Below are 24,552 nucleotides of genomic sequence, written 5' to 3' on the forward strand. Positions count from 1 at the left end.
CACCTAATCTAATATATTTTCAAGTCCATAAATCAGCTCGTCTAAATCCATAACCTGTTTAATCGCAAATTTTATCCCATCCATAAAGGATTGTCTATTTAGTGAATCGTGCTTAATGGATAAGGTTTGTCCTGCACCACCAAATATAACCTCCTGATGTGCAACAAGCCCTGGTAATCGTACACTATGAATTCGCATATTATCTACGTTAGCACCTCGTGCTCCTTCGATTGTTTCTTTCTCATCAGGGTGTCCTTGTACTTTATTTGTTCTTGTTTCCTTAATTAACTCCGCAGTTTTTACTGCAGTACCAGATGGTGCGTCTAATTTTTGATCATGATGCTTTTCAATAATTTCAACATCCGGTAAGTATTTTGCAGCCATTTTTGCAAATTGCATCATTAATACGGCGCCAATTGCAAAATTTGGTGCAATAATACCGCCTAATTGTTTAGATTTTGTAAGTGTTTTTAACTCTTCTACTTGTTCACTTGTAAAACCAGACGTACCAACTACTGGTCGTATGTTATATTGGATTGCTAATTTTGTATGTAAAAAACCACTTTCAGGAATGGTTAAATCTACGAAAGCATCCGCTTTAATTGTACGAAAACATTCATCAGGGTCTTCAAAAATCGGGACATCTATATCAATTAGCTTATTAATATCTTTTAAGCTCTTCCCATTATGTTTTCGATCAACACAAGCCATTAATTCAAATGTTTCCTCCTCTTTTATCATCTGAATAGCTTCAGACCCCATTTTCCCACGTGGTCCTGCTACGATAATTTTAATTGTCATTGTTGCAGCCTCCTAGTATGTCTTGTGATTTATTTGGTTAATCTTTTTTCGTCCATCTGTCTTTATCCCTTGTTTCTATTTTTGACATAGACTGTTCAAATGCATCAGAAAGGTCAATTTGAAGGGAATTTGCAAAACAGGTTAAAACAAATAAAATATCTCCTAGTTCTTCTTCGACAGTGTTTGGCTTTTCTGTTTCTTTTTTAGGTTTTTCACCATAATAATGATTTACTTCTCGAGCCATTTCCCCTACTTCTTCTGATAACCTGGCCATTAGACTTAATGGCGAAAAATACCCTTCCTTAAATTGTGATATGTAGGAATCCACACGATTTTGGATGTCATGTGTATTATATAAAGGTTTATCTGTAGCCATTTTAAAGCTCCTTTTACTTTTTCTTCTTTCATGTTAGCTAAAAGAAAATGGTTTGACAAATTATTTATCCTATCCTGAAGTGAAAATGAAAAAGAATTGTTTGATAGGATTATATTGGCTATACTAGTAAAAGCTGGCGAAAAGAGTTGAATGAATGGGGGTATTTCATATGTTTCGTAGGATAAAATTTAAAAATATCTTTTTTATTTTGATGGGCTCCGCTATATTTTCATTTGGCATTGTTCATTTTAACATGCAGAATAACCTCGGTGAAGGCGGTTTTACTGGTATTACACTACTTTTATACTTTTTATGGCATTGGGATCCAGCTATCACAAATATTATTTTAAACATACCAGTATTTTTTATTGGCTGGAAATTTCTTGGGCGAACAACATTTATTTATACGGTAATTGGAACATTTGCTGTTTCTGTATTTTTATATATCTTCCAAATAAATCCCTTCCCAACTAACCTGCAAAGTGACATGACGCTTGCAGCACTATTCGCAGGGGTATTTATCGGTGTTGGACTTGGAATTATTTTTCGGTTTGGTGGTACTACTGGAGGAGTTGACATTATTGCCAGACTGGTTCATAAGTATGTTGGATGGAGTATGGGTAAAACCATGTTTTTATTTGATTTTATCGTTATAACAACCTCTGTCTTTACAATATTAGAATATGTGGAAGGCATGTACACCTTAGTAGCTGTCTATATTGCAGCCCGTGTGATTGATTTTATTCAGGAAGGTGCATATGCTGCACGTGGGGCTATAATCATTTCTGGAAAAAGTGAAGAAATTGCCCAAATTATTAATAAAGAGATGGACCGTGGGGTAACGGTTCTAGAAGGACGGGGAAGCTTCACTGGTGAGAAACGTGATGTTCTTTATTGTATCGTCGGTAGAAATGAAATTGTCCGTCTAAAATCAATCATTACGAACATGGATCCCAATGCGTTTGTTACAATCAGTTCCGTGCATGATGTGGTAGGTGAAGGCTTCACATTAGACGAAAATAAAAATCCCATCCAGGATTAAAAAAAACGGGGTGACAACTAAAATAGTTGCACCCTGTTTTCGATTAGCTATTTAGTCATTGTTTGCAGCAACATACATTAAAATGAAACGAACTAATTCCGCAACTGCTACTAATGCAGCAGCAACATAGGTTAACGCAGCAGCATTCAATACTTTTTTCGTCTCACGTTCTTCATTATTGCGAATAGTTCCAGTCGAGACTAATTGTGCCATCGCTCGATTAGAAGCATTAAATTCAACAGGTAACGTCACCAGCTGGAATAACACCGCCGCTGACATAAAGACGATCCCAAATAGTACGAGATTCATCATACCAAAAATAATACCTGCAAATATTAAAAAGAATGACATGTTTGAACCTAAGTTCGCGATGGGCACTAATGCATGACGAAAACGCAAAAATGCATATGCTTCCGCATCCTGAATAGCATGTCCTACTTCATGGGCCGCAATAGCTGATGCTGCCATAGAGTGGCCATGATAATTTTCACTGGATAATCGAACAACTTTTTTTCTTGGATCATAGTGATCAGATAGTTTTCCTCTTGTCTCTTCTATATGAACATCGAACAATCCGTTATCATCCAAAATTTTTCGAGCTACTTGAGCACCTGTCATAGCGGATGATGTTGCGACTCTCGAATATTTTTTATACGTGCTTTTTACTTTCGACTGTGCCCATAACGGGATAATTAGTAATAGGGCAATATAAATAAGATAACCACCAAGCGACATGTGCATTCCTCCATTGATTACATAATCTTTCTAAGGTCAATTTTAGTCAAAAATGTGATTTTAGTCAACTAAATTGAATCTTTTTTTGCTTTTCTGTTTTGTTCCCCTTTATATTTTCTCCAACCAACATAAGATAATGTAACTGCAATAGATCCACCTACAATAATTACCAGCCAATAAAAAGGAACCATATCATTATTCTTTTTAGATGAAGGATTCTCCACAACAGGTGTATTGTTTTCCGCTAATACACTGTTATCCATGTCAATAAAAAAGAAAATGCCTATGAGTACTATTGCAAAAAGTATACTATTCTGTTTCATTTAGGATCACCTCACATACACCTTCTACTTTCATATGTATGTGGAGATAACAAGATATATAACAAGGATTAAATACTAACGCGATTTCGCTTATTGGAAATTGTTAACATATATGCTACCCATATCGTAATAATACTAAGCCAGAACGTAAAATATCCTATTTCATTCATATACGTAGTGAGGGAGCCGTAAGTAGGCATCATACCAAACACATAGTCAATGATATCGTTATGTAATATCCAAATTGAAGCAATCGCAAAATGTTTTAATTTGATTTTATAAAACGGCGCATATAATAATGCTTGAACAGCCATTGCACCATGAGACGCTATAAGCATATATCCTTGCCAACTTAAGGTGCCATTTACTTGTAATGTTAAAATATTCATGACTACTGCCCAAACCCCATACTTAAATAAGGACATTAAAGCTAGTGCTTCGATATATGGAACATGCCTCCCAAAAAGAAAGAACAGTAAAAAGATGGTAAAAAATAAACTAGCTGTTGGGCTATCTGGAACGAATGGTATAAATAAAGTAGGAGTATTAGCTAATTGATAACCATACCAATCATAGCCATAAAGCGTACCAAAAAAATTGACAATGAATAGTAATATCAAAAACCGTTTATCTAGCAATATGTATCGAAGCATGTATTTCCTCCTCCATTACCAAAATGAAAAGTTTAGAAAAACTCGCATTCGCTCGTCCTTTAGCGAACGTGTTTAGTTTTTCTTATACTTAGTACATTAAAATTTTAGCAACATCGATTCCACTTCTTAGCTAAAATTTTAGACTTTCCTAACGTGGAAAAAAAAAGCTAGAAGTGCCTTGATCACCCCCGATTAGAAAGCTTGGCTTGTCCCCAAGTGGCGAAAGCCTTAGTTGCACTTATGCAGTAGTTTCTTATCTGCCAAGCATAAGCCAAGCCTCGTCGTGGCGCTTTTTGCGCGTATTGAGGATTGACTTATGACCTCGAGGGGGTAGGCACTGGCCGATGAAAACTCAGGCGTCCTGTTGCTTCATCGGCACTAGGACGTCAATCACTCTCACTGGCTAAATTCGTCACGTCCTGTGACAACGCCAGCACTAGGACGTCCTGTCCGTCGAAGCTGGACGTGGCCTTTTCTATTAAGGTAGTAATAATGCAGCCAACTTTTCTCAGAAAAAAACAACACCTTCACCATTTGTAATGGCAAAGGTGTTTTCCTTTTTTATTATTCCTCATTTACGGACATAATAAATTCAACTAACTGATCCAGTTCTTCGTCTGATCCAGTGAATTGGTCTGCAGGCATCGAACCTACCCCATCTGTTGCAATGGTTGCAATTTCTTCGGCAGATCGGTCAATCCCGATAAGCGATGGTCCTGCCCCTCCACCTGAAAGGTCATCTCCATGACATGAAAGACAATTACTTTCATAAATGGCAAAACCAGGATCCTCTGTATCAATGTTTACTTGTTCATCTGGGTGAATTGGTTTATTCTGTTCTGCACGTGTTTCCCAGTCCACATGAGCAGCAGATTCATAGGTTAACCATATAACGGATGTAACAGCTAGTAACATCATACCAACTGCAATAGGTCTTTGATATGGCCTTCTTCCTGGACCATTATCTAAAAATGGAGCTAGTAATAATGCACCAAATGCAAGTCCTGGAATAACAATGATACCCATTAATGTATATGGTCCACTAGCAAAGTCATACTTTAAAAGTTCATATAAGAACAGGAAATACCAGTCTGGCAGTGGTACATAGGCTGCATCAGTTGGGTCGGCAACACCTTCTAATGGTGAAGGATGCGCAAGTGTCAAGCTTAAAAACCCTACTAAAAAGACAGAACCTACTAACCATTCTTTTAACAAGAAATTCGGCCAAAACGCTTCCGTTCTGCCAGGATATTCCGAATAGTCTTTTGGTATATTATGTTTTCGTTCGGCAGAGATACGTGAATCTCCGACGAATTTCATTCCTTTACCCCTATGCACAGCTATCCCTCCTTTTTATAGTGGTCCAGCAATACCTTGTCTACGTATTAACAAAAAGTGTACTGCCAATAAGGCAAATAATGCTGCTGGTAAGAAGAAAACGTGAATTGCAAAGAATCGAGTTAGTGTCTGTGCACCAACAATATTTTCATCACCAGCTAATAATGTTTTTATTTCTGGTCCTATTAACGGAACTTGTTCAGCAATCTCAATACCTACTTGTGTTGCAAAGTAAGCTTTATTATCCCAAGGTAATAAGTACCCAGTGAAACCAAGACCTAGCATAATAAAGAAGATCAATACACCGACCATCCAGTTTAATTCACGTGGTTTCTTATACGCACCTTGGAAAAATACACGCAATGTATGTAAGAATAACATGACAATAACAACACTTGCGCCCCAGTGATGCATTCCTCGTACGATTTGTGCATGTGCTACTTCTGTCTGCAAGTAATAGACAGACTTCCAAGCATTTTCAATATCTGGAACGTAGTACATTGTTAAAAACATACCAGAAAGAATTTGGATGACCACAACGAAAAATGTTAAACCACCAAAGCAATATACAAAAGCTGAGAAATGGTGAGCGGGGTTAACATGTTCTGGTACTTCATGATCCGCAATATCGCGCCATATAGGCGTAACATCTACGCGTTCATCAATCCAATCATAAATTTTCTGTAGCATATTCTATTACGCCTCCCCTCTTGGTTTTGCCATACCTAGGAATAACATACCGTTTTCTACTTTTTGCTCATACTCGTCTAATGGCTCTAATGGTGGTGTGTTAGGCACATTAGTACCATCTTTGTAATAGCGTCCATCATGGCATGGGCAGAAAAATTCATTTGGATAATCTTCACTACCTTCCCAAGATACGACACAACCAAGGTGCTTACAAATTGGGGAAAGTGCTTTAATATTATCGTTTTCATCTTTGAAAACCCATGCAGATCTACTTACCTCAGATTCATACCAACCATCAACCTGTTCAACCAGCCAGTCGACTCGCTGTGGTTCTGTTGTAATGTCTTCAACAGCTAGTCCAACATTTACAAAGTCACCTGCAGCAGATGGTTTCAAAACTGGATCTACCGCCATTCTTAACATAGGAGCAAGCATTCCTGCTGCCATGAAACCACCTACACCTGTAAGTGTATAATTCAAAAATTGTCGACGGGATACTTGCTGTTTCTTTTCACTCATGATTTTCCCCCCTCTATAGATTAATCACGGACAAAATTTTACTATCAGATTACTAGGACATTACCATGATAGCGCAAACTATTTGTCGGGTCAATAAATTACACTATTTGTTAACAAAACTTTCTTATATAGGTATTCAAACCATTATATTACCAATAAGATCGTATTAAATCCACTACTTCACTAACTTGATCACGTATAAAGGAATGCATCTCTTTAGATTGAAAATCACCTGAGTGCATACTCGGAAACCATAGTAATGTCCCTTCTAACTCATTTTCATACTTTTTCCAGCTAGAATCAAACGTAATAAAAAATGTTTGCTGAAAAGGTTGTGTTTCTGCATCGTGAACCCATTCGTTAATACGAGAAATCTCATCCTGCTTATTGGTGTTCTTCAAATAATGGTAAGTAGGGATCAACATAACTCTACCTGTCAACTCTGTTTCTATCTCCTTTGTGAAAACGGATAACACTTCACGTTGAAATGCATTTTTTCCTAAGTCATTATCTTTGGATAAGTGGTATGGAGATAATGGCATGATAATCGTATCCACGTATTCCTTTGCGTTTATGTATTGCTGTAAGTCCTTTTTTATCCATTTCATAGGAAACCAACCTTTCTTATAGTGTGCTCATATAGACTTTATTTATGAGTCAATCATGCTTAAATCTTATCTTAATCGCACAAAAAAAATCAACCTATTGCAAAGCAAATAGGTTAATGATGATAGTCTTCTTCCATTCTATGTAGCTCTTTTACAAGCTGTTGAAACGTTTCCTGATCTCTTTTATCTAGTGATTGATCAATCGCTTTTATAAGTTTTTGTTTCCTATTTTGATATAAGGACCATTTTAAAAATTTCTCGGCTAGATCTTTATCTTTTTGTGTAATAAAGTATTCATCAGGTATAAATGGATTTTCTTCTAAGACCGCTGCATAGAATGTATTTTGATTTGCATTTTTAAAATTTAATTGAATATATAATGGCTCATCTTGATTCAAACGAATATCGTGAAACGACTTTTCCGCATCTGTCGTCACAAGCTGATTTTTATAAAATCGAAATGGTACTTCATCTGAGCAATGAGTTGTAATCATAATACCTCGCGGGCAAAATTTTACATCGTGTACAAAATGTACATTGTTTAAAATTTTACTGTGGTTCAGTAAATAATTTAGTATCCAAACACTTTCCCTTTTCTTTAATTGATAGTGATTTAAAAACCATTGAATAAATGTCTTTTTATCATGTACGGAAATAGGAGTATGCACGAAGAGTCTACCTCCTTATTAATCCAAAATTATAAGGCTTTATATATCGTTTGTCTGCTTCAAACGGACCAGAAATTCTTCAACTTCACTGTCTAATGGCTGATGTTTTAAGTACGATTCAAAAATTGGAATTGCAGCACGTATCCTCCCTTCTTCAGTTAAGAAATAGGCATATTCTTTTAGGAAATCACTATCTTGTTTAAGGCTATTATATGCTTCGTTATAGTGGTTTAATGCATCATTATAGGATTCAATTTCATTATATGCACGTGCTAATTCCCAATCATACAATCCATCATCAGCACCCATTGTTTTTATTTCATTTAAGAAGTTAATAATCTCTTCGTGGTTATCCTTTTTCTTACATAGTTCAATAAAAAAGAGGATAGCTTCCTTATAATCAGGATCTAGGGCAACAGCCTCTCGAATCCATTTTTCACTTTCTTCATCTTTATTCAATTGATGTGCAATAGATCCAGCATAAAAGTAAAGCTCTTTATTAAATTCATCCACTTTTAATCCTTTTTGAGCTACCTCATATGCTTTTTCTGGTAACTCCTCTTCCCCATATACTTTAGCCAATTCATGATATACCGTATGATAATATGGATCTATCTTGATGACCTGTTCCCAGGCTTTCACAGCTATATCATTCCGATTAGCCTGATGTGCAACAAATCCATATTTAAATAATGTATCTGGGTGTTCATTATCGATATCTTGATAAAGCTCGAGTGCTTTTTCATATTCTCCTATACCTGCATTCGCTTCAGCCAAGCGATCGTTAATCGATACATTAGCAATTTCCTTCGTGTAGATCGATACTTTTTCATAATAGGTGATCGCTTTTTTATAATCACCTGTAGAAAATAATAACTCACCTAAGGCAAAGTCAATAATTGGTTCGTTTGGATTATGGTTTTTCGCTGTAAGAAGCTTTTGTTCTGCTACCTCAAATAACCCTTCAGCTTGATACAAATCTGCTAGTTGAATTAAGGCCTGTACATATGCCTCATCATCTTCATCAATCTCATTTAAAATATCTATTGCAGCTTCATCATGCTCTAATTCTATATATATATCGGCTAGCATCACATTTAGTTCGCTCTCATTCGGATATTGTTGGCGTAATGTTTCTAATATATCACTTGCTTCCTGTAGATAACCCCATTGTACAAAAAGCTCTGCAATCGTATATTGTTCTTCTTCATTAGCTAATGGTAAGTAGTCCTCTAACATTTCCATTGCCTTATCTGATTGTTTTTGCTCCATTAGACGAACAGCTTCCATAATCGTTTCCATTCTAAACTTCCTTTCTAGTTCATACTCCTAGTTTGTCTCATCTTAACTAAAAGTGCCTGGATCTTCAAATAAGAAAACTTTCACCAATGCTAATTTCCGTACAATTAGTTGCGTATAATCTATATTATGCGTAATAACTGTTTAGCATAGCTTCGCTACGGAAAAACACTACGCTTTCCGCGGGGGAGTGGTGAGCCTCCTCGGGCTAGCGCCCTGTGGGGTCTCACCTATCTCCTACTTCCCGCAGGAGTCTTCGTGTTTTTCCTTCGCTGTTGTGTGCTGTCCTCTTTCTAATCATTGCTATTGCTAATGTACTAGTTGATTGGAGTGTAGGGCAGTCGACTCCTGCGTAAAAAACAACAGCTGAAGATCCCACAGGAAGCGGTTTTTGCTTCCGGTGTCTAGCTTCGACGGACAGGACGTCCTAGTGCCGATAGTCATAAGGACGCGGCGTTATCATCGGTCAGCACCTACCCACTCGAGGTCTTAAGTCAATCCTCTTTGTGGCAAAAAGCACCACGCCGAGGCTCGACTTAAGCTTGGCAGATAAGAAAAAATTTCTTACTGCATAAGTGCAACTAAGGCTTTCGCCACTTGGCGAAAAGCCAAGTTTTCTAATCGGGGGTAACCAAGGCGCTTCCGCTTTTCTATTGAGGAAGCTAAAAGCGTCTGTCCGCGGTAAAGTAGACACTGTGAAAACGTAAAGTTTGAACAGATGTCGTACTTATGCCCGTGGTGAAAGCGACTGTCCGTAGCGGAAATCAATAAGGAACTTTTACTGCGTATAATCCATCAACTACGCATTAGATTTTATATTTAAAAGAGCAACATTCTTTTAGAAAAGATCCTTCTCCAAACATCACAAACAGAAAAAAGAACCTACAATGGTAGATTCTAGTTTTTCTTAATTAGTTGATTCAAATCATCAAAAAACCGAGGATATGATATTGCGATAGACGATAGATCATCTACTACAACTGCCTCATCTGTGAGGAAAGAAGCAATAGCTGCCATCATCCCGATTCGATGATCGTGAAATGATTTGACCTGACCACCAATTAAATTTGTTTTCCCTTCGATAATCATTCCATCATCTGTTGCCGTAATGGATGCACCAATTGATGATAACCCTTCTACTACAGCTTGAATTCGATCTGTTTCTTTAACTCGTAATTCTTCTGCATCTCGTATGATTGTCGTTCCTTCTGCCTGTGTAGCTAAAAGTGCAATAATAGGCAATTCATCAATTAGCCGTGGAATCATATCACCTTCTATCGTAATACCACGTAGAGAACTTGCTGAGACAGTTACATCACCGACAGGTTCATGATTGACCGTATCTAAATAATCAATCTCAAGGTTTGCTCCCATTTGCTGGAGAATATCAATAATTCCTGACCTTGTATGATTCAATCCAACCTGCTTAATGGTTACATTACTATTTGGAATAGCCGCAGCTGCAGCTATAAAGAATGCTGCAGAAGATATATCTCCTGGGACCGTAATGGTTGAGGAATGCAGTTTTTCTGGAGGCGTGAGTGTGATCTCTCTATTATTCAACTTAATGTCTACACCAAAAGACTGAAGCATTTTTTCGGTATGATCCCTTGTTTGGACTGGTTCTCTTATGACCGTAACACCATTGGCATACAAAGCCGCCAGAAGTATTGCAGATTTCACTTGTGCACTTTTCACTGGGAGTGAATAATGGATAGCTTGTAAATCACCGCCACGAACAGAGAAAGGTAAATATTTCCCGTTTTTTCTACCATCAATCGAAACGCCCATTCTTTGAAGTGGAATTGCTACTCGATCCATTGGTCGATTTGTTAAAGATTCATCCCCATAAACAGTCGTGTGAAAGGTTTGTCCCCCTAAAACACCGAGCATTAATCTTGCTGTTGTGCCTGAATTGCCAAAGTACAGTGGTGAATTAGGCTCAACAAGTCCTTTCATCCCGCTACTGGATATTTTAAGATTTTGTCCCTGTTGAACGATGTTAACGCCAAGGTTACGGAATGCTTGAATCGTTCGCATACAATCTTCGCTTTGCAAAAAGTTCTCTACCATGGTTGTTCCTTCGGCTATGGAACCTAATATAATTGCACGATGTGAAATGGACTTATCTCCTGGGACTGTTAGAATGCCTTGTAGCGTTTTTCCGTTAAAGTGCAATGACCTTTTATCCATTCTAATCCCCCTTTTACGGCTTACGAATATAAGAACCTTGCTAAATGGCTTCTAAGCTCTTCATTAGAAAATTCTTTAACAACTGGCTTTGCAACATCCTTTAATAATACCATTTGTATATGCTGTTTTACTGTTTTTTTATCTGTCTGCATACTTTTGAGCAGCTCATCAATATTCATATTTGATATACAGAGAGGATACCCATTTACCTGCATCCATTCCTTTAGTTCCTGGTATGGTAGTTGTATAGAAAACGTATGTTCACTTACTCTGATTGCAAATAATAGTCCAATTGCTACTGCCTCGCCATGTGTTAATTGGCCATATCCGATATTTGCCTCTATTGCATGTGCAAGCGTATGGCCTAAATTTAAATATTTTCTAGTATTTTTTTCTGTTTCATCTTGTTGAACGATATCTGCTTTAATTTGTATTCCTTTCCTTATATGTTCGACTAAATCATCATTTGAAATAGAATCTAAATTTATTTGCAGAAGTTTATGCAAAAGCATTTCATCTGCTAATAGGGCTTCCTTCATGATTTCAGCATATCCCGATCTAAATTCTCGTTTACTTAATGTTTTTAAAACATCAATATCGTAAACTACACAAACTGGGGGATAGAATTGTCCAATCATGTTCTTACCAAGTTCATGATTAATCGCAACTTTTCCACCGACACTACTATCATGGGCTAGTATCGTTGTTGGGATCTGAATATAATCGATCCCACGCATATAAGTTGATGCCACAAAACCTGCCAAATCCCCAACGACTCCACCACCTAAGGCAATAATTAGTGAATTACGATCTAATCCAAATTGTATTGCCTTTGTATGTAATTCATAAAACCAGTGGATACTTTTCGATGTTTCTGAGGCAGGGACGATCGTTTGGTATACAGTGTACATTTCCAAGTCCCTTTTTACATCAGATAAATAAAGTGGTGCCACATTTTCATCTGTAATAATAAGAATAGAACTATAATCTTTGGTTAACCACTTATTTACAGAAAATCGATTTTTCCGTCCGACATGCACTTGATAGGTATGTGATTGGGCTTCAATATCAAGATGATACACTAAAACCACCTTGTTTCTTCACGATATTCAGCCATAGCTTTTTTTAGTTTAGGAAATTGATCATTTGGAAATTGTTCTAGTATTGCCTTTGCTAACTCAAAGGCAACAACATGCTCCATGACAACAGATGCTGCAGGTACTGCACAAGAATCAGAACGTTCGATACTTGCATGGAATACTTCCTTGGTTTCAATGTCGACGCTTTGAAGCGGCTTATATAAGGTTGGAATTGGCTTCATAACACCTTTTACAATAATTGGCATACCTGTGGTCATTCCACCCTCAAAGCCACCTAAACGATTTGTTTTGCGATAATAGCCACGATCTTTTGTCCATGCTATTTCATCATGAACCTCGCTTCCATTTTTTCGAGCGGCTTCAAAACCTAAACCAAATTCCACCCCTTTAAAGGCATTGATACTGACAACACTCCCTGCAATCCGTGCATCTAGCTTTCGATCATAATGTACATAAGAGCCAACACCAGGCGGCATGCCCTCTACAAACACCTCTACAATACCGCCTATGGAATCCCCATCTTTCTTCGCCTCATCAATTGCATTCATCATTTGTTGTTCAACTGATTCATCTAGTGTTCTTACAGGAGATTGTTCTGATCGGTGCTTTCGTTCTTCCATGGTAAGCGATGGGTTATCACCAGCGCGAATTCCTGCTATTTCTTTCACATAAGCAACAACTTCGATATCTAGTTCCTGAAGTAAAACTTTTGCCACAGCACCAGCTGCTACACGTGCAGCTGTTTCACGTGCTGAGGATCGTTCTAACACATTACGCATATCCCGATGGCCGTATTTCAAGGCACCATTTAAATCGGCATGTCCTGGCCTTGGACGTGATATGGTACGGCGGATTTTCCGATTTGGATCAATGGGGTCTTCTCCCATAATATCGGTCCAATGCTTAAAGTCATCATTATGAATAACTAATGATAAAGGAGACCCTAATGTATAGCCATGTCGTACGCCACTTGTTAGTTCAACAAGATCCTTCTCAATTTGCATTCGTTTTCCACGACCATAGCCTTTTTGTCTACGACGTAACGAATCATTTATTACGTCTTTTTCTAATGGCATATTCGCAGGGACCCCCTCTATAATCGTTGTCAATTGTTTTCCATGTGATTCACCTGCAGTTAAATAGCGCACAATGTATTCTTCCTTTCTGTACCCTGATCCTACTTTTTTTGGTAATAAAATGTATCTAAAAGAGAAAATCCATAGTTGGAAGGGTTAAAAATTTGTTCTGTACTGCCGACAAATAAAACACCATTTTGGTTTAAGGCTTTATTGAAATGATGATAGATCGTATCTTTTGCCGTATCTGTAAAGTATATTAATACATTACGACAAACGATGAGATCATTATTCTTTGGATAAGTATCGGATAATAAATTATGCTTTTTAAAAGTTATGTATTTTTTAATCTGTTGATCAATATAATAAATTCCATTTTTCTGATCAAAGTATTTATGTTTCATGTTATCTGGCAATGCTTTTAAAGCCTGTTCTTGATATATTCCTTGTTTCGCACGTTTTAATACGTTTTCATCGATATCTGTAGCCAAAATAGAAAATTTAATAGCTGGAAAATATTCCCGTAACATAATTGCAAGACTGTACGGCTCTTCTCCAGTAGAGCAGGCAGCACTCCAAATGGTTATGTCATTTTTATCTTTTGTTAATTCAGGAAAAGTAACGGTTTGTAATACTTCCCATCGTTTCGGATTTCGGTAAAATTCAGATACATTTATCGTAATTCGGTCCATAAACTCAGCTAGTAGCTGATTGTCCTTCTCCAGTGCCTTAAAGTAATCATGGAAATTGGTATACCCACGTTTATTACGGAGTGAAGTTAAGCGTCGTTTCATCTGTGCTTCTTTATAAAGCTTTAAATCAATACCTAATTTTTGATATATTCGATTGATGAATTGTTTGTATTCTTCTGACATTGTTTGCGCCTCTTTCAATTTAATCCATCTCTTATGTCATATGGTTTATCATGTAAAGAAAACCCCCGTATAAAACGGAGGTATTCACCTTTAGTAGATCCATTCATTGATTTGTTTAGTATAAGATAGAATTTCCTCTTTATCGAAAAATAAATTAATTTCTCGATCTGCACTTTCAGGAGAATCTGAACCATGAATTACATTTTTGCCTACTGTTAAACCAAAATCTCCACGGATTGTTCCTGGAGCTGCTTCTAATGGATTTGTTTTACCCATCATTTCTCTAGCAGTTTTAATAACTTCCTCGCCTTCCCATACCATTGCAAATACGGGGCCAGAAGTTATAAAATCTACTAATTCACCAAAAAATGGCTTGTCATGATGTTCTCCATAATGTGTTTTAGCTAATTCATCAGAAATATTCATTAATTTTGCTCCAACTAACTGAAAGCCTTTGCTTTCGAAGCGGCGAACAATGTCACCTACTAAATTACGTTGTACCCCATCTGGTTTTACCATTAAAAATGTTTTTTCCATGTCTCCACCTCTTTATTATGTCTTTTTATGTAACCGTTAAAATTTTAACAAACATTATAAAAAATGACAACGTTTCTATGACCTTCGTTTTCCGATATATTTTGCAATATCCTGTAATGTTTGTTTTGCCCTCCTATTTGGTAGCTTATCTAGCGCATGTAATGCTTTTTGTAAATAATGATCACTAAGATGATAGGACCGTTCGATTGCGTTTGTTTGCTTCAATTGTTTAATAATAACTTCCATATCCCGTTCATCAAAAGCATCTGGGTTTTTCAAAATGTCGCGAACCATCGATTGGAACGTAGTATTTTCCATCGCATATATAACAGGTAGTGTCACATTTCCTTGTAGTAAATCATTTCCTGCAGGTTTTCCAAGTTCCTTTGCTGTAGAAGTAAAATCAAGAATATCATCAATAATTTGATAGGACATTCCAATATAGTAACCATATTGATATAATTTCTTTGCTTCATAAGCAGGTAAATCAGCTACAATAGCTCCCAATTTACAACTTGTTGCAATTAATAGTGCTGTTTTACGTTTAATTCTTCGAAGGTATTGCCGTAAGCTTTGCTCCCAGTTATATTTATCTTTTATTTGTTCAATTTCCCCTAACACTAACTCAACCATGGTTTTTGATAATACACGATGTATTTCAACATTTTCAATAGAGGTAATATGTTCTAGTGCACTAGCAAGGATATAATCTCCTGTGTACATCGCAACACGGTTATCATAGATGTGTTTCACAGTAGGTTTACCACGCCGGAGATCAGCATCATCAATTACATCATCATGAACAAGAGATGCCATATGTATTAGTTCCAACGATACTGCTACCTTTTTTATCCGATCCATATCAAAATTTCCTAATTGACCTGATAACAAGACAAAAACAGGGCGAATTCGTTTTCCCCCTGCCCGTAATAATTGTGTTGAGGCTTCTCGTAATACAGGATGGTTGGCTTGTATAACGTTATCCAGAGCTTCTTCTATTTGATTTAAATCTTTTTTTAAGTATCCATATGTTTTCGCTAATTTCATGAAAGTCACCTTTTACCCAATACCATTTCAATTTAATCTATCATATGATGTGGTTGTTTATACCCCATATGCATGGCAGCTACCCCACCTGTATAGCTTTTCACTCTCACACTGGAAAAACCTGCTTCTAAGAACATCTTTTTTAATTCCCGTTTACCTGGAAAATCTTTTGCTGACTCATGTAGCCATGCATATTCCTGAAAACTTTTAGCAAACATTTTTCCAATAAGAGGCATGATAAACCGAAAATAAAAAAAATAAAGTTGACGATAACCGATTAAAGTTGGCTGTGATGTTTCCAAACATACCACTTTACCATCATCTTTTACAACACGGTATAATTCTTTTAAGACTTTCATATAGTCTGGCACATTTCGCAATCCAAAACCAATTGTTACATAATCGAATGTATTATCTTCAAAAGGCAGTTCCATTGCATTACCATGAATAAATGATAAATGGTCATAATCTAACGCTTTATTTTTTTCCTCCGCTACAGATAGCATGTTTTCACTAAAGTCTAGCCCAATCACTTTTCCGTTTGGACCAGTTGCCTCTGCTAAAGCAATCGACCAATCTCCTGTTCCACAACACACATCAAGAGCAGAGGTGCCTCTTTGGACATTCATTTGTTTCATTACATCTTTACGCCATGATTTATGACGCTGAAAAGAAATAATGGAATTCATGGAATCATATTTTTCATATATTTTTTCAAACACATGATGTACACGTTCTTCTTTTGATTGTTCTTTCATATCATCTTACCCTTCTTCCACAATAGAGGTTTTCGTGGTGGATCTGTGACGAAAAATAGACCCCATATTTTCTTTTACATATGGATCAAGCGTTGCCTGTTCTATTTTTATTTTAAGTTGTGATTGTTTTGTCTCTATTATTGATTCCAGCTTTTGAATGATGCTTATATCATTTTTATCTTGTAACAGATCTTTCCCTATATCCACTATAGTAGAAGAACCAGCTTCTTTTGCTATTGCTATTTCATCCTTTAACCTTCCAACTAGTAACCAGTCAGAAGCGATTGCACCAATACGAGTTTCTTGGACAAACTCCGCTACTCGCACCATTAAAGCTGATTCAATTTGTTTAACAAGTGAAATAGCATCATCTAACGAATTTGGTTCTCGATAGTATAATTGCATTTTATATTCATTTATTTCTTTAATAGTAGCGGCCAATTTTTTTATCATCTTGAAATCATCAATTTCCGATAACAAAAAGTAATAAAGCCCGCTGTAGTAATCACCTGCTAACACAGTAAGTTGTTTCGTTTCTTTTGATCCTTTGTGTTCATGTCGTTTATTAGTTTCTGGTACTAAATCATGTGTATCAAGTGCTATTTGTACTAACATGACAGTAACAAGATATTTTTTCTTTACCTTTTCAGATAAAATCGTTTCATTAAGAATACTGGATAAAATGAAAAGTTTGTTATGATCTATGACAGGTCTATCAATATATCGGTTTAAATAACAATGTTGGATTTTTGATTTGATTGTTTCTGTAATGGATTCTAGATCGAAACGTGAGGACTGCAAATTTATCACCTAAGCCTTTTCATCTTATCTTCTTCAATTTATGGTTATATTATAGCATATATTCCATACCTACATCATGAAGAAATTGTTGACTGTCGTTATTCATTTGTCATTTCACCGTGACTGGTTTGTATCTTCGCTTTTCCTCTTACTTTTACTGCAGAAGTATGCTCCGTAAATTGTGCAATCATCACTTCATTTTTATCCAGTTTTTCAGAATGGTGAAATCGCGTATCAGAGCCCCTAGTTAATCCAATAACATTCACACCATCTTCAAGAGCTTTAATCACAAAAAAATCTGTTCTATCACTCATGTGATAACCTCCTTATTTATTGTATGAAACTGATATGTTTGTAAATGGTAATAAGGATATTTCTTTTGGAAGGTTGTATGTGACATTTTTTCCATTTCACATATCAAGAAAAAAAGGGTACGTATGCACGCACCCTTTAGCCCTATGTAATCAATATTAGTTTACACTATCTTTTAGGGCTTTACCTGGTTTGAACGCAGGCACTTTACTTGCTGGAATTTCAATTTCTTCCCCAGTTTGTGGATTACGGCCTTTACGTGCTGAACGCTCACGTACTTCAAAGTTTCCAAATCCAATTAACTGAACTTTTTCACCGTTTTTAAGTGAATCCATGACAGATTCAAAAACTGCATCTACAGCTTTTGTAGCATCTTTTTTAGAAAGATCGCTTTTCTCAGCAACTGCATTTACTAAATCTGTTTTATTCATGACATTCACCTCCTCCCAACAAAATCTAAAGTCGGCATAGAACAAGAATGATATAGTATCATTTGTTCACCATTTCTGCAGCTTTTATACGTATCAGTCATCTATGTATAGGATGACAAGCCTTATATTAACTGAGATTGCAATAAAATTCAACAATAAGAGCCTAATTTATCGCGATTTATATCATTTTTTAGCAAATTCATCCGATTATTAGTCGAAAATCTTCCACTTAGTGGCTACATTAAAACCCACTTCAAAACAACCCTGAACAAAAGCGCAAGTGCCTTGATTACCCCCGATTAGAAAACTTGGCTTTTCGCCAAGTGGCGAAAGCCTTAGTTGCACTTATGCAGTAAGAAATTTTTGCTTATCTGCCAAGCATAAGCCAAGCCTTGACGTGGTGCTTTTGCGCGTAATGTGGATTGACTTATGACCTCGAGGGTGTAGACTCTGGCCGATGAAAACTCGTGCGTCCTTATCTCAATCGCTCGAAGCTAGACATCGCGAACAAAAGGCACTCGCTGTGGGGTCTTCAGACTGTTCCTTTTCCTGTAGGAGTCTCGCATTTTCAACAGCTTAGAATAACCTTCTGTTAAAGTGAGACAGAAAATCCACCAATAGCAAGGAGTTCTAAATTCTCCTTTTACAACAAGTCTTTATAAAATATTCTTTTACAAAATAAAATAGCAGCTTTAGTAAGCTGCTATAATATAATTGCAATTAGTCCGCCTGAACCTTCATTAATAATACGCTCAAGTGTATCTTTTAGCTTATATCGAGCATTTTCTGGCATTAACGAAATTTTTGCTTGAATTCCTTCCCGTACAATAGAACTCAATGATCTGCCAAATACATCTGACTCCCAAATGGATAATGGATCTTCTTCAAAGTCTTGCATTAAATACCTTACTAATTCCTCGCTTTGTTTCTCTGTTCCAATAATTGGCGCAAATTCAGATTCTACATTTACTTTTATCATATGGATAGAAGGGGCCACTGCCTTTAATTTAACCCCAAATCGAGACCCTTGTCGTATAATTTCTGGTTCATCTAATACCATATCTTGAAGAGTTGGTGCTGCAATGCCATAGCCAGTTTGTTTCACCATTTGTAAGGCACCAGCTACTTGATCATATTCACGCTTGGCATGTGCAAAATCCTGCATAAGCTCGAGTAGATGATCTTTACCTCTTATTTCCTCGCCTACAATTTCTTTCAAAATATCATCGTAAAGATAGTCAGGTGCATGTAAGTCAATTTCTGCTACACCGTCTCCCATCTCCATTCCGGCTAAATTGGCATGGTCTATATACTCGTAATCTCTAAAGTCATCCATAATATGATCTACATCTCTTAATCTTCTTATATTTTTGACGGTTGTTTGAATGGCTTCTTGATAATTTTTGCGCAACCAATGATCTTCTCGTAGTACCATAACCCAGCTAGGCAGATTGACATTGACCTCCAATACAGGGAATTCATATAATGCCTCTCGTAATACATTATGAACGTCATGCTCTGTCATCGATTCAATACTCATGGCCAGTACAGGTATGTCATACGTTTCCGTTAGCTCTTGACGAAGCATCTCTGTTTCATGACTTGTAGGATGTACTGAATTAATAACCATGATAAATGGTTTACCTACTTCTTTTAATTCTTCTATCACTCTTTCTTCTGCTTCCACATAGTCAGAACGAGGAATTTCCCCAATTGTTCCATCCGTTGTAACGACAACACCCATAGTTGAGTGTTCCTGAATTACCTTCCTCGTACCTATTTCTGCTGCATCATGAAATGGAATTGGATCTTCATACCATGGTGTATTAATCATCCGTGGACCATTTTCATCTTCAAAACCTTTGGCTCCCTCTACTGCATAACCTACACAATCCACTAAACGAACATTAACATCCAATCCATCCTCCACATTAACAGACACTGCTTGATTTGGAATAAATTTTGGTTCAGTCGTCATGATTGTCTTCCCTGCAGCACTTTGTGGTAGTTCATCGTGTGCACGTGCTCGTTCACTTTCTTCTTCAATGTTCGGTAAAACAACAGATTCCATAAACTTTTTAATAAATGTTGACTTACCTGTTCGTACTGCACCTACAATACCTAAATAAATATCTCCGTTCGTCCGCTTCGAAATATCTTTAAAGATATCAACTCTTTCCAAACGATCCCCTCCCGATCTCCTTTGCCATTTAATAGACATACTATAAATAATTGACATTACAAGTCTATGATGTTGTCCTATCACAATATGACTTATTTATGCGTAAAAGCATAAAAAGATTTGATCCTAAATTACACAAAGCGTGTACAGGAAACCTTAGCGGAAACAAAAAAATTCCCTTGAAACAATATATGTTTTAAGGGAATGTTTATGCTGAAATTTATTAATTTGCTCACAATATTATATTATAAATTAAGATCAAACACTGGTTCATTGTCGATAACGGTATATGGTAATGAATAGGCTGGAGCAAATGGTGTATGGTCTGTTAACAGAAACCGTATGTCATCACCTGTTTCATACAGATGATCATAATCCTGAAGAGCTTGATAAAGATCTATCCGATAATCCACATACAATTTACCAGATGTATCCATAACGATTGGTAGGTTTTCTTTCGTATATGGACTTTTTACGTATGGTTCAGAATCCAAACCGAGTTTTTCATAATCTAGTTTATAAACACCGTCTGCGATTTCCTCTCCATATGGAGGGTAAATATGTTCATCCCGATAAACCTGTAACTTGACGTTTACAGAGCGAATTTCTTCTGTGATGCGTAAATCAATCAATTTCACCTGTGGTTCATCCTCAGGTGTGACTAATATATATTGATAAACTCCTCCATTTTCAAAGGCATTTCCAGGAATTTCTGATATTAAATTTCGTTCCTTTAATGCTGTGAAATCAACTAAATATTTTTGAAATACTGGTGTATCACTACTTTTGGTCTTAATTGGTACTAATCCTTGTGTTTCTTCTTGATATCGTTCTATTGCGAGTTGAACTTGTTCTACTTGATCTTCATTTGGTGTTTGACTTTTTTCTAATTCACTTTCTGGATACAAACAACCACTTAACAGGATCACTACAAAGAAAATAATTATTCTATATGTAAATTTCATGATTATGTTCCCCCTAATTCTCTATCCTGTTGGTCCACTAAAGACAATATAAAAAATGATGATGCCGCCTATAAAGAAAGCAATATACGCTAATAAAGAGACGATAGCGGATAGTATTCCTTTTAATTTATATCGCCCCAAGTAGATGAGACCAATAGATATAATTAGTAAGGCCATACCAGCAAACGAAATATACATATTTAACATTGACTGTGACATTCACTTCACTCCTATTAGTTACACTGATAACTTCTGCCAAAAGTATTATAACATATCGGTTGTCCACCAAGTAGAAAAATGGCATATCTCACAACTTAATTTCAATCGCTCGAGTTGGACGTGGCTGTACTTAATATATAATTAAAAACAATTAAATGATTTTATAATTTCCTGGACAACATAAAAATCCGAGATGAATGGGGCTAGATTCATCTCGGTTGACTAAATATTACCCGAAGCAACTCTATCCATGAATGCTTGTGCGATTTATCTTATGCGAGCATACAGCCAATTGTATCCTCACTTGCCCAGTTATGATTACTTTTTAAACAATTGATTTAACGATTGCATATCCATTGGTATATTGTTATTTGTAATGGATTTTACAATTTGTTCTTCTTTTTCTTTTGAAATAGGTTTATCGGCTAATTTAGCCAAGTGTCGCACGAGCTTTCTTACTGTTTTTTCATCAGTTAAATCAGCGTTTTTCACAGAATCTGCAACCTTATACACTTCTTTTGGATCGATATTAGCTTTTTGTTGAATGTTATCAAATAGGGATTTCTCAAAGTTACTCACACGCTCGCCTCCTTGCTATGTTGTTCAACATATTATATGCAAGGAGTATCTATCGTGTTAGTCTGTATACCTAGATCGTAATAATGAGGCTAAATCATCTAATTCTTCTCGTTTATTTCGATTCATCAACTGTTCCACAACTTGTTTTGGTTCTTTATCTTCAAATAAAATTTGATATATCCCTGATGTTATAGGCATCTCTATTCCTTGGCTTTGTGCAAATTGATAGGCTGCTTTTGCTGTTCTTACACCTTCAACTACCATCCCCATTTGGTCAAGGACATCGTCTAATTTTCTACCTTTCCCTAATAAATTACCTGCACGCCAGTTTCGACTATGCACACTTGTACAAGTAACAATTAAATCCCCCACGCCTGGTAATCCAAGGAATGTAAGTGGATTAGCACCTAGAGACGTCCCTAATCGGGTAATTTCAGCTAATCCTCTAGTGATAAGTGCTGCTTTTGCATTATCCCCATACCCAAGGCCATCAGAAATACCAGCACCTAGTGCGATAATATTTTTTAGTGCTCCACCTAATTCAATACCAATCATATCAGTACTTGTATACACACGAAAAGCTTCATTGAAAAAGAGGTCTTGGGCCAATTGTGCATGTTTTTCATTATTCGAGGAGACCGTTACAGTAGTAGGCTGTCTTTTCGCAACCTCCTCAGCGTGACTTGGTCCAGATAGAACAACAATATCCTCCTCTTCATATCCCTGAAGATCCTCTGCAATCATTTCGGATACTCTTTTTAATGACTTTGGTTCAATCCCCTTAGAAGCATGGATTACAGTTGCGTTCGTTTTTAGCACTTGATTTAATTGTTCGCAAATTTCTCGAATCGCTTTTGTTGGTACAACAATGACAATATATGATACCTCTTTCACTGCCTCTTCCAGACTAGAAAATGCTTTTATTTGCTCTGGGATCATAATTTCCAAATATTTTTCATTTTTATGTGTTGTATTAATGGTTTCTGCTTGTTCTTTTCGATGTGTCCATAAGCGAACATCATGACCATTATCTGCTAATACAATACTTAAAGCTGTCCCCCAACTCCCTGCGCCTAATACTGCTACCTTTTCCAAACATACTCCTCCTTATTGCCGCTGTCGTGCAAATATTTTTATTGGCGTTCCGACAAACCCAAAGGCATCTCTAATTTTATTCTCTAAAAAGCGTTTATATGAAAAATGCATTAATTCTGGATCATTTACAAATATGACAAAACTTGGTGGTTTTACGGAAACCTGTGTCGCATAAAGTATCTTTAACCGCTTTCCCTTAACAGTTGGTGTTGGATTCATAGCTAATGCATCCATTATGACATCGTTCAACACATTTGTTTGAATACGTTTCGTATGGTTTTCACTTGCTACCTTAATAGCTGGAATTAATGTATGTATTCGTTTTTTGGTTTTTGCAGATAAAAACACGATTGGTGCATAATCCAAAAACTGAAAATGGGCACGTACATTTTCCTCAAAAGCTCGCATTGTTTTATCGTCGGTTTCAACCGTATCCCATTTATTCACAACGATAATAACTGCTCGACCTGCCTCATGTGCATATCCAGCAATTTTCTTATCCTGTTCACGAATTCCTGTTTCTGCATCAATCAAAACTAAAACAACATCTGAACGTTCAATCGCTTTTAAAGCTCTTAACACGCTATACTTTTCTGTCGTTTCATATACTTTACCGCGTTTTCGCATTCCAGCTGTATCGATAATAACATAATCCTGATTATCTTTACGTAGATGTGTATCAACTGCATCCCTTGTTGTTCCTTCCACATCACTAACGATAACCCGTTCCTCATTTAATATCGTATTAACTAGCGATGACTTTCCAACATTTGGTCTTCCAATTAAACTAAAGTAGATGGTTTCATCATCCACAGTATCTTCTTCTTGAGTTGGAAAGTGTTTTACGACAGCATCTAGTAAATCTCCAAGCCCTAATCCGTGCGAGCCTGAGATTGGATATGGCTCCCCAAAACCAAGTGCATAATATTCATATATTTCCTCACGCATTTCAGGATTGTCCATTTTATTAACTGCAACAACAACAGGTTTATTTGATTTATAAAGTAATTTGGCTACCTCTTCATCTGCTGCTGTTATTCCTTCCCGTCCATTTAACATAAATATAATAACATCTGCTTCATCAATGGCGATTTCTGCTTGTTGTCGGATTTGAACTAATAATGGTTCATCACCTATTTCAATTCCCCCAGTGTCTATTACATTAAATGTGGATGTTAACCACTCTGCCTCGGCATAAATTCGATCTCTAGTAACACCAGGGGTATCCTCTACAATCGAAATTCGTTCACCAACAAGTCTATTAAAAATAGTTGATTTTCCAACATTTGGTCTCCCAACAATTGCAACTACTGATTTCCTCATGAAAGGA

General features: G+C 36.6%; 28 protein-coding genes. 1 reads left to right on the forward strand and 27 read right to left on the reverse strand.

Going from position 1 to position 24,552, the window contains the following annotated elements; translation table 11 throughout:
• Nucleotides 1-3: 3 nt before the first annotated feature.
• Complete coding sequence (gene dapB / locus GHC26_RS03270) at nt 4-801, reverse strand: 4-hydroxy-tetrahydrodipicolinate reductase (protein WP_163969841.1); 798 nt, start codon at nt 799-801, stop codon at nt 4-6.
• A 37-nt stretch (nt 802-838) separates the two neighbouring features.
• Nucleotides 839-1,177: a nucleotide pyrophosphohydrolase gene (locus tag GHC26_RS03275; RefSeq protein WP_163969842.1), complete on the reverse strand. Its 339-nt coding sequence runs from the start codon at nt 1,175-1,177 to the stop codon at nt 839-841.
• Nucleotides 1,178-1,346: 169 nt separating this feature from the next.
• Here GHC26_RS03275 and GHC26_RS03280 point away from each other — a divergent pair, with 169 nt between their 5' ends.
• The gene (locus GHC26_RS03280) at nt 1,347-2,219 is read left to right on the forward strand and encodes a YitT family protein (RefSeq protein WP_163969843.1); all 873 of its coding nucleotides are present in this window, start codon (nt 1,347-1,349) and stop codon (nt 2,217-2,219) included.
• A 51-nt stretch (nt 2,220-2,270) separates the two neighbouring features.
• Here GHC26_RS03280 and GHC26_RS03285 read toward each other — a convergent pair whose 3' ends face one another.
• From GHC26_RS03285 to der, 25 genes are all read right to left on the reverse strand, one after another.
• Nucleotides 2,271-2,954, reverse strand: a complete 684-nt coding sequence (locus GHC26_RS03285) for a zinc metallopeptidase (RefSeq protein WP_404821765.1) — start codon at nt 2,952-2,954, stop codon at nt 2,271-2,273.
• A gap of 68 nt (nt 2,955-3,022) precedes the next feature.
• On the reverse strand, nt 3,023-3,277 hold the full coding sequence (locus GHC26_RS03290) for a sporulation protein YpjB (protein ID WP_163969845.1): 255 nt from the start codon (nt 3,275-3,277) through the stop codon (nt 3,023-3,025).
• A gap of 68 nt (nt 3,278-3,345) precedes the next feature.
• Nucleotides 3,346-3,930, reverse strand: a complete 585-nt coding sequence (locus GHC26_RS03295; RefSeq protein ID WP_163969846.1) for a DUF1405 domain-containing protein — start codon at nt 3,928-3,930, stop codon at nt 3,346-3,348.
• A 564-nt stretch (nt 3,931-4,494) separates the two neighbouring features.
• The gene (locus GHC26_RS03300; protein ID WP_163969847.1) at nt 4,495-5,268 is read right to left on the reverse strand and encodes a menaquinol-cytochrome c reductase cytochrome b/c subunit; all 774 of its coding nucleotides are present in this window, start codon (nt 5,266-5,268) and stop codon (nt 4,495-4,497) included.
• 15 nt (nt 5,269-5,283) lie between these two features.
• Nucleotides 5,284-5,958, reverse strand: a complete 675-nt coding sequence (gene qcrB, locus GHC26_RS03305; RefSeq protein WP_163969848.1) for a menaquinol-cytochrome c reductase cytochrome b subunit — start codon at nt 5,956-5,958, stop codon at nt 5,284-5,286.
• A 6-nt stretch (nt 5,959-5,964) separates the two neighbouring features.
• Entirely contained in the window at nt 5,965-6,477 is a 513-nt protein-coding gene (locus GHC26_RS03310; RefSeq protein ID WP_163969849.1) for a QcrA and Rieske domain-containing protein, read from the reverse strand.
• A 149-nt stretch (nt 6,478-6,626) separates the two neighbouring features.
• On the reverse strand, nt 6,627-7,085 hold the full coding sequence (locus GHC26_RS03315) for a DUF2487 family protein (RefSeq protein ID WP_163969850.1): 459 nt from the start codon (nt 7,083-7,085) through the stop codon (nt 6,627-6,629).
• A 113-nt stretch (nt 7,086-7,198) separates the two neighbouring features.
• Nucleotides 7,199-7,753 (reverse strand): ReoY family proteolytic degradation factor, encoded by a 555-nt coding sequence (locus GHC26_RS03320; protein ID WP_163969851.1) that lies wholly within the window; start codon nt 7,751-7,753, stop codon nt 7,199-7,201.
• Between the two features lie 39 nt (nt 7,754-7,792).
• Nucleotides 7,793-9,055, reverse strand: coding sequence for a tetratricopeptide repeat protein (locus GHC26_RS03325; RefSeq protein WP_163969852.1), 1,263 nt, complete (start codon nt 9,053-9,055; stop codon nt 7,793-7,795).
• Between the two features lie 894 nt (nt 9,056-9,949).
• Nucleotides 9,950-11,245 (reverse strand): 3-phosphoshikimate 1-carboxyvinyltransferase, encoded by a 1,296-nt coding sequence (gene aroA, locus GHC26_RS03330; RefSeq protein WP_163969853.1) that lies wholly within the window; start codon nt 11,243-11,245, stop codon nt 9,950-9,952.
• 20 nt (nt 11,246-11,265) lie between these two features.
• Nucleotides 11,266-12,327: a 3-dehydroquinate synthase gene (aroB, locus tag GHC26_RS03335; protein ID WP_163969854.1), complete on the reverse strand. Its 1,062-nt coding sequence runs from the start codon at nt 12,325-12,327 to the stop codon at nt 11,266-11,268.
• Nucleotides 12,327-13,493 (reverse strand): chorismate synthase, encoded by a 1,167-nt coding sequence (gene aroC, locus GHC26_RS03340; RefSeq protein WP_163969855.1) that lies wholly within the window; start codon nt 13,491-13,493, stop codon nt 12,327-12,329. The genes aroB and aroC overlap by 1 nt, the downstream gene beginning before the upstream one ends.
• Nucleotides 13,494-13,522: 29 nt before the next feature.
• Complete coding sequence (locus GHC26_RS03345) at nt 13,523-14,296, reverse strand: CheR family methyltransferase (RefSeq protein ID WP_163969856.1); 774 nt, start codon at nt 14,294-14,296, stop codon at nt 13,523-13,525.
• A 90-nt stretch (nt 14,297-14,386) separates the two neighbouring features.
• The gene (gene ndk, locus GHC26_RS03350; protein WP_163969857.1) at nt 14,387-14,833 is read right to left on the reverse strand and encodes a nucleoside-diphosphate kinase; all 447 of its coding nucleotides are present in this window, start codon (nt 14,831-14,833) and stop codon (nt 14,387-14,389) included.
• A gap of 75 nt (nt 14,834-14,908) precedes the next feature.
• The gene (gene hepT / locus GHC26_RS03355) at nt 14,909-15,880 is read right to left on the reverse strand and encodes a heptaprenyl diphosphate synthase component II (protein ID WP_163969858.1); all 972 of its coding nucleotides are present in this window, start codon (nt 15,878-15,880) and stop codon (nt 14,909-14,911) included.
• Nucleotides 15,881-15,912: 32 nt separating this feature from the next.
• Nucleotides 15,913-16,638 (reverse strand): demethylmenaquinone methyltransferase, encoded by a 726-nt coding sequence (gene menG, locus GHC26_RS03360; protein WP_163969859.1) that lies wholly within the window; start codon nt 16,636-16,638, stop codon nt 15,913-15,915.
• 6 nt (nt 16,639-16,644) lie between these two features.
• Complete coding sequence (locus GHC26_RS03365) at nt 16,645-17,439, reverse strand: heptaprenyl diphosphate synthase component 1 (protein WP_163969860.1); 795 nt, start codon at nt 17,437-17,439, stop codon at nt 16,645-16,647.
• A 98-nt stretch (nt 17,440-17,537) separates the two neighbouring features.
• Entirely contained in the window at nt 17,538-17,753 is a 216-nt protein-coding gene (gene mtrB, locus GHC26_RS03370) for a trp RNA-binding attenuation protein MtrB (RefSeq protein WP_163969861.1), read from the reverse strand.
• Nucleotides 17,754-17,909: 156 nt separating this feature from the next.
• Complete coding sequence (locus tag GHC26_RS03375) at nt 17,910-18,182, reverse strand: HU family DNA-binding protein (RefSeq protein WP_163969862.1); 273 nt, start codon at nt 18,180-18,182, stop codon at nt 17,910-17,912.
• 703 nt (nt 18,183-18,885) lie between these two features.
• Entirely contained in the window at nt 18,886-20,364 is a 1,479-nt protein-coding gene (gene spoIVA, locus GHC26_RS03380) for a stage IV sporulation protein A (protein WP_163969863.1), read from the reverse strand.
• A 245-nt stretch (nt 20,365-20,609) separates the two neighbouring features.
• Nucleotides 20,610-21,329: a hypothetical protein gene (locus GHC26_RS03385; protein ID WP_163969864.1), complete on the reverse strand. Its 720-nt coding sequence runs from the start codon at nt 21,327-21,329 to the stop codon at nt 20,610-20,612.
• Between the two features lie 21 nt (nt 21,330-21,350).
• Nucleotides 21,351-21,548 (reverse strand): DUF2768 domain-containing protein, encoded by a 198-nt coding sequence (locus tag GHC26_RS03390; RefSeq protein ID WP_163969865.1) that lies wholly within the window; start codon nt 21,546-21,548, stop codon nt 21,351-21,353.
• A gap of 318 nt (nt 21,549-21,866) precedes the next feature.
• Nucleotides 21,867-22,127, reverse strand: coding sequence for a stage VI sporulation protein F (locus GHC26_RS03395; RefSeq protein ID WP_163969866.1), 261 nt, complete (start codon nt 22,125-22,127; stop codon nt 21,867-21,869).
• A gap of 57 nt (nt 22,128-22,184) precedes the next feature.
• On the reverse strand, nt 22,185-23,222 hold the full coding sequence (locus GHC26_RS03400) for an NAD(P)H-dependent glycerol-3-phosphate dehydrogenase (RefSeq protein WP_163969867.1): 1,038 nt from the start codon (nt 23,220-23,222) through the stop codon (nt 22,185-22,187).
• A 12-nt stretch (nt 23,223-23,234) separates the two neighbouring features.
• Entirely contained in the window at nt 23,235-24,545 is a 1,311-nt protein-coding gene (gene der, locus GHC26_RS03405) for a ribosome biogenesis GTPase Der (RefSeq protein WP_163969868.1), read from the reverse strand.
• Nucleotides 24,546-24,552 lie beyond the last annotated feature (7 nt).

It is taken from the genome of Oceanobacillus halotolerans, assembly GCF_010993955.1.
GTDB lineage: Bacteria > Bacillota > Bacilli > Bacillales > Amphibacillaceae > Oceanibacillus_A > Oceanibacillus_A halotolerans.

What these genes read in the sequence shown, in the direction of transcription:
- der (WP_163969868.1), bottom strand. Translation starts at nt 24,545, where the DNA reads ATGAGGAAATCAGTAGTTGCAATTGTTGGGAGACCAAATGTTGGAAAA.
- GHC26_RS03315 (WP_163969850.1), bottom strand. Translation starts at nt 7,085, where the DNA reads ATGAAATGGATAAAAAAGGACTTACAGCAATACATAAACGCAAAGGAA.
- GHC26_RS03375 (WP_163969862.1), bottom strand. Translation starts at nt 18,182, where the DNA reads ATGAATAAAACAGATTTAGTAAATGCAGTTGCTGAGAAAAGCGATCTT.
- GHC26_RS03325 (WP_163969852.1), bottom strand. Translation starts at nt 9,055, where the DNA reads ATGGAAACGATTATGGAAGCTGTTCGTCTAATGGAGCAAAAACAATCA.
- GHC26_RS03280 (WP_163969843.1), top strand. Translation starts at nt 1,347, where the DNA reads ATGTTTCGTAGGATAAAATTTAAAAATATCTTTTTTATTTTGATGGGC.
- GHC26_RS03295 (WP_163969846.1), bottom strand. Translation starts at nt 3,930, where the DNA reads ATGCTTCGATACATATTGCTAGATAAACGGTTTTTGATATTACTATTC.
- GHC26_RS03310 (WP_163969849.1), bottom strand. Translation starts at nt 6,477, where the DNA reads ATGAGTGAAAAGAAACAGCAAGTATCCCGTCGACAATTTTTGAATTAT.
- qcrB (WP_163969848.1), bottom strand. Translation starts at nt 5,958, where the DNA reads ATGCTACAGAAAATTTATGATTGGATTGATGAACGCGTAGATGTTACG.
- GHC26_RS03275 (WP_163969842.1), bottom strand. Translation starts at nt 1,177, where the DNA reads ATGGCTACAGATAAACCTTTATATAATACACATGACATCCAAAATCGT.
- mtrB (WP_163969861.1), bottom strand. Translation starts at nt 17,753, where the DNA reads ATGAGTGATAGAACAGATTTTTTTGTGATTAAAGCTCTTGAAGATGGT.
- GHC26_RS03385 (WP_163969864.1), bottom strand. Translation starts at nt 21,329, where the DNA reads ATGAAATTTACATATAGAATAATTATTTTCTTTGTAGTGATCCTGTTA.
- GHC26_RS03285 (WP_404821765.1), bottom strand. Translation starts at nt 2,954, where the DNA reads ATGTCGCTTGGTGGTTATCTTATTTATATTGCCCTATTACTAATTATC.
- dapB (WP_163969841.1), bottom strand. Translation starts at nt 801, where the DNA reads ATGACAATTAAAATTATCGTAGCAGGACCACGTGGGAAAATGGGGTCT.
- menG (WP_163969859.1), bottom strand. Translation starts at nt 16,638, where the DNA reads ATGAAAGAACAATCAAAAGAAGAACGTGTACATCATGTGTTTGAAAAA.
- GHC26_RS03345 (WP_163969856.1), bottom strand. Translation starts at nt 14,296, where the DNA reads ATGTCAGAAGAATACAAACAATTCATCAATCGAATATATCAAAAATTA.
- aroA (WP_163969853.1), bottom strand. Translation starts at nt 11,245, where the DNA reads ATGGATAAAAGGTCATTGCACTTTAACGGAAAAACGCTACAAGGCATT.
- hepT (WP_163969858.1), bottom strand. Translation starts at nt 15,880, where the DNA reads ATGAAATTAGCGAAAACATATGGATACTTAAAAAAAGATTTAAATCAA.
- GHC26_RS03390 (WP_163969865.1), bottom strand. Translation starts at nt 21,548, where the DNA reads ATGTCACAGTCAATGTTAAATATGTATATTTCGTTTGCTGGTATGGCC.
- GHC26_RS03290 (WP_163969845.1), bottom strand. Translation starts at nt 3,277, where the DNA reads ATGAAACAGAATAGTATACTTTTTGCAATAGTACTCATAGGCATTTTC.
- ndk (WP_163969857.1), bottom strand. Translation starts at nt 14,833, where the DNA reads ATGGAAAAAACATTTTTAATGGTAAAACCAGATGGGGTACAACGTAAT.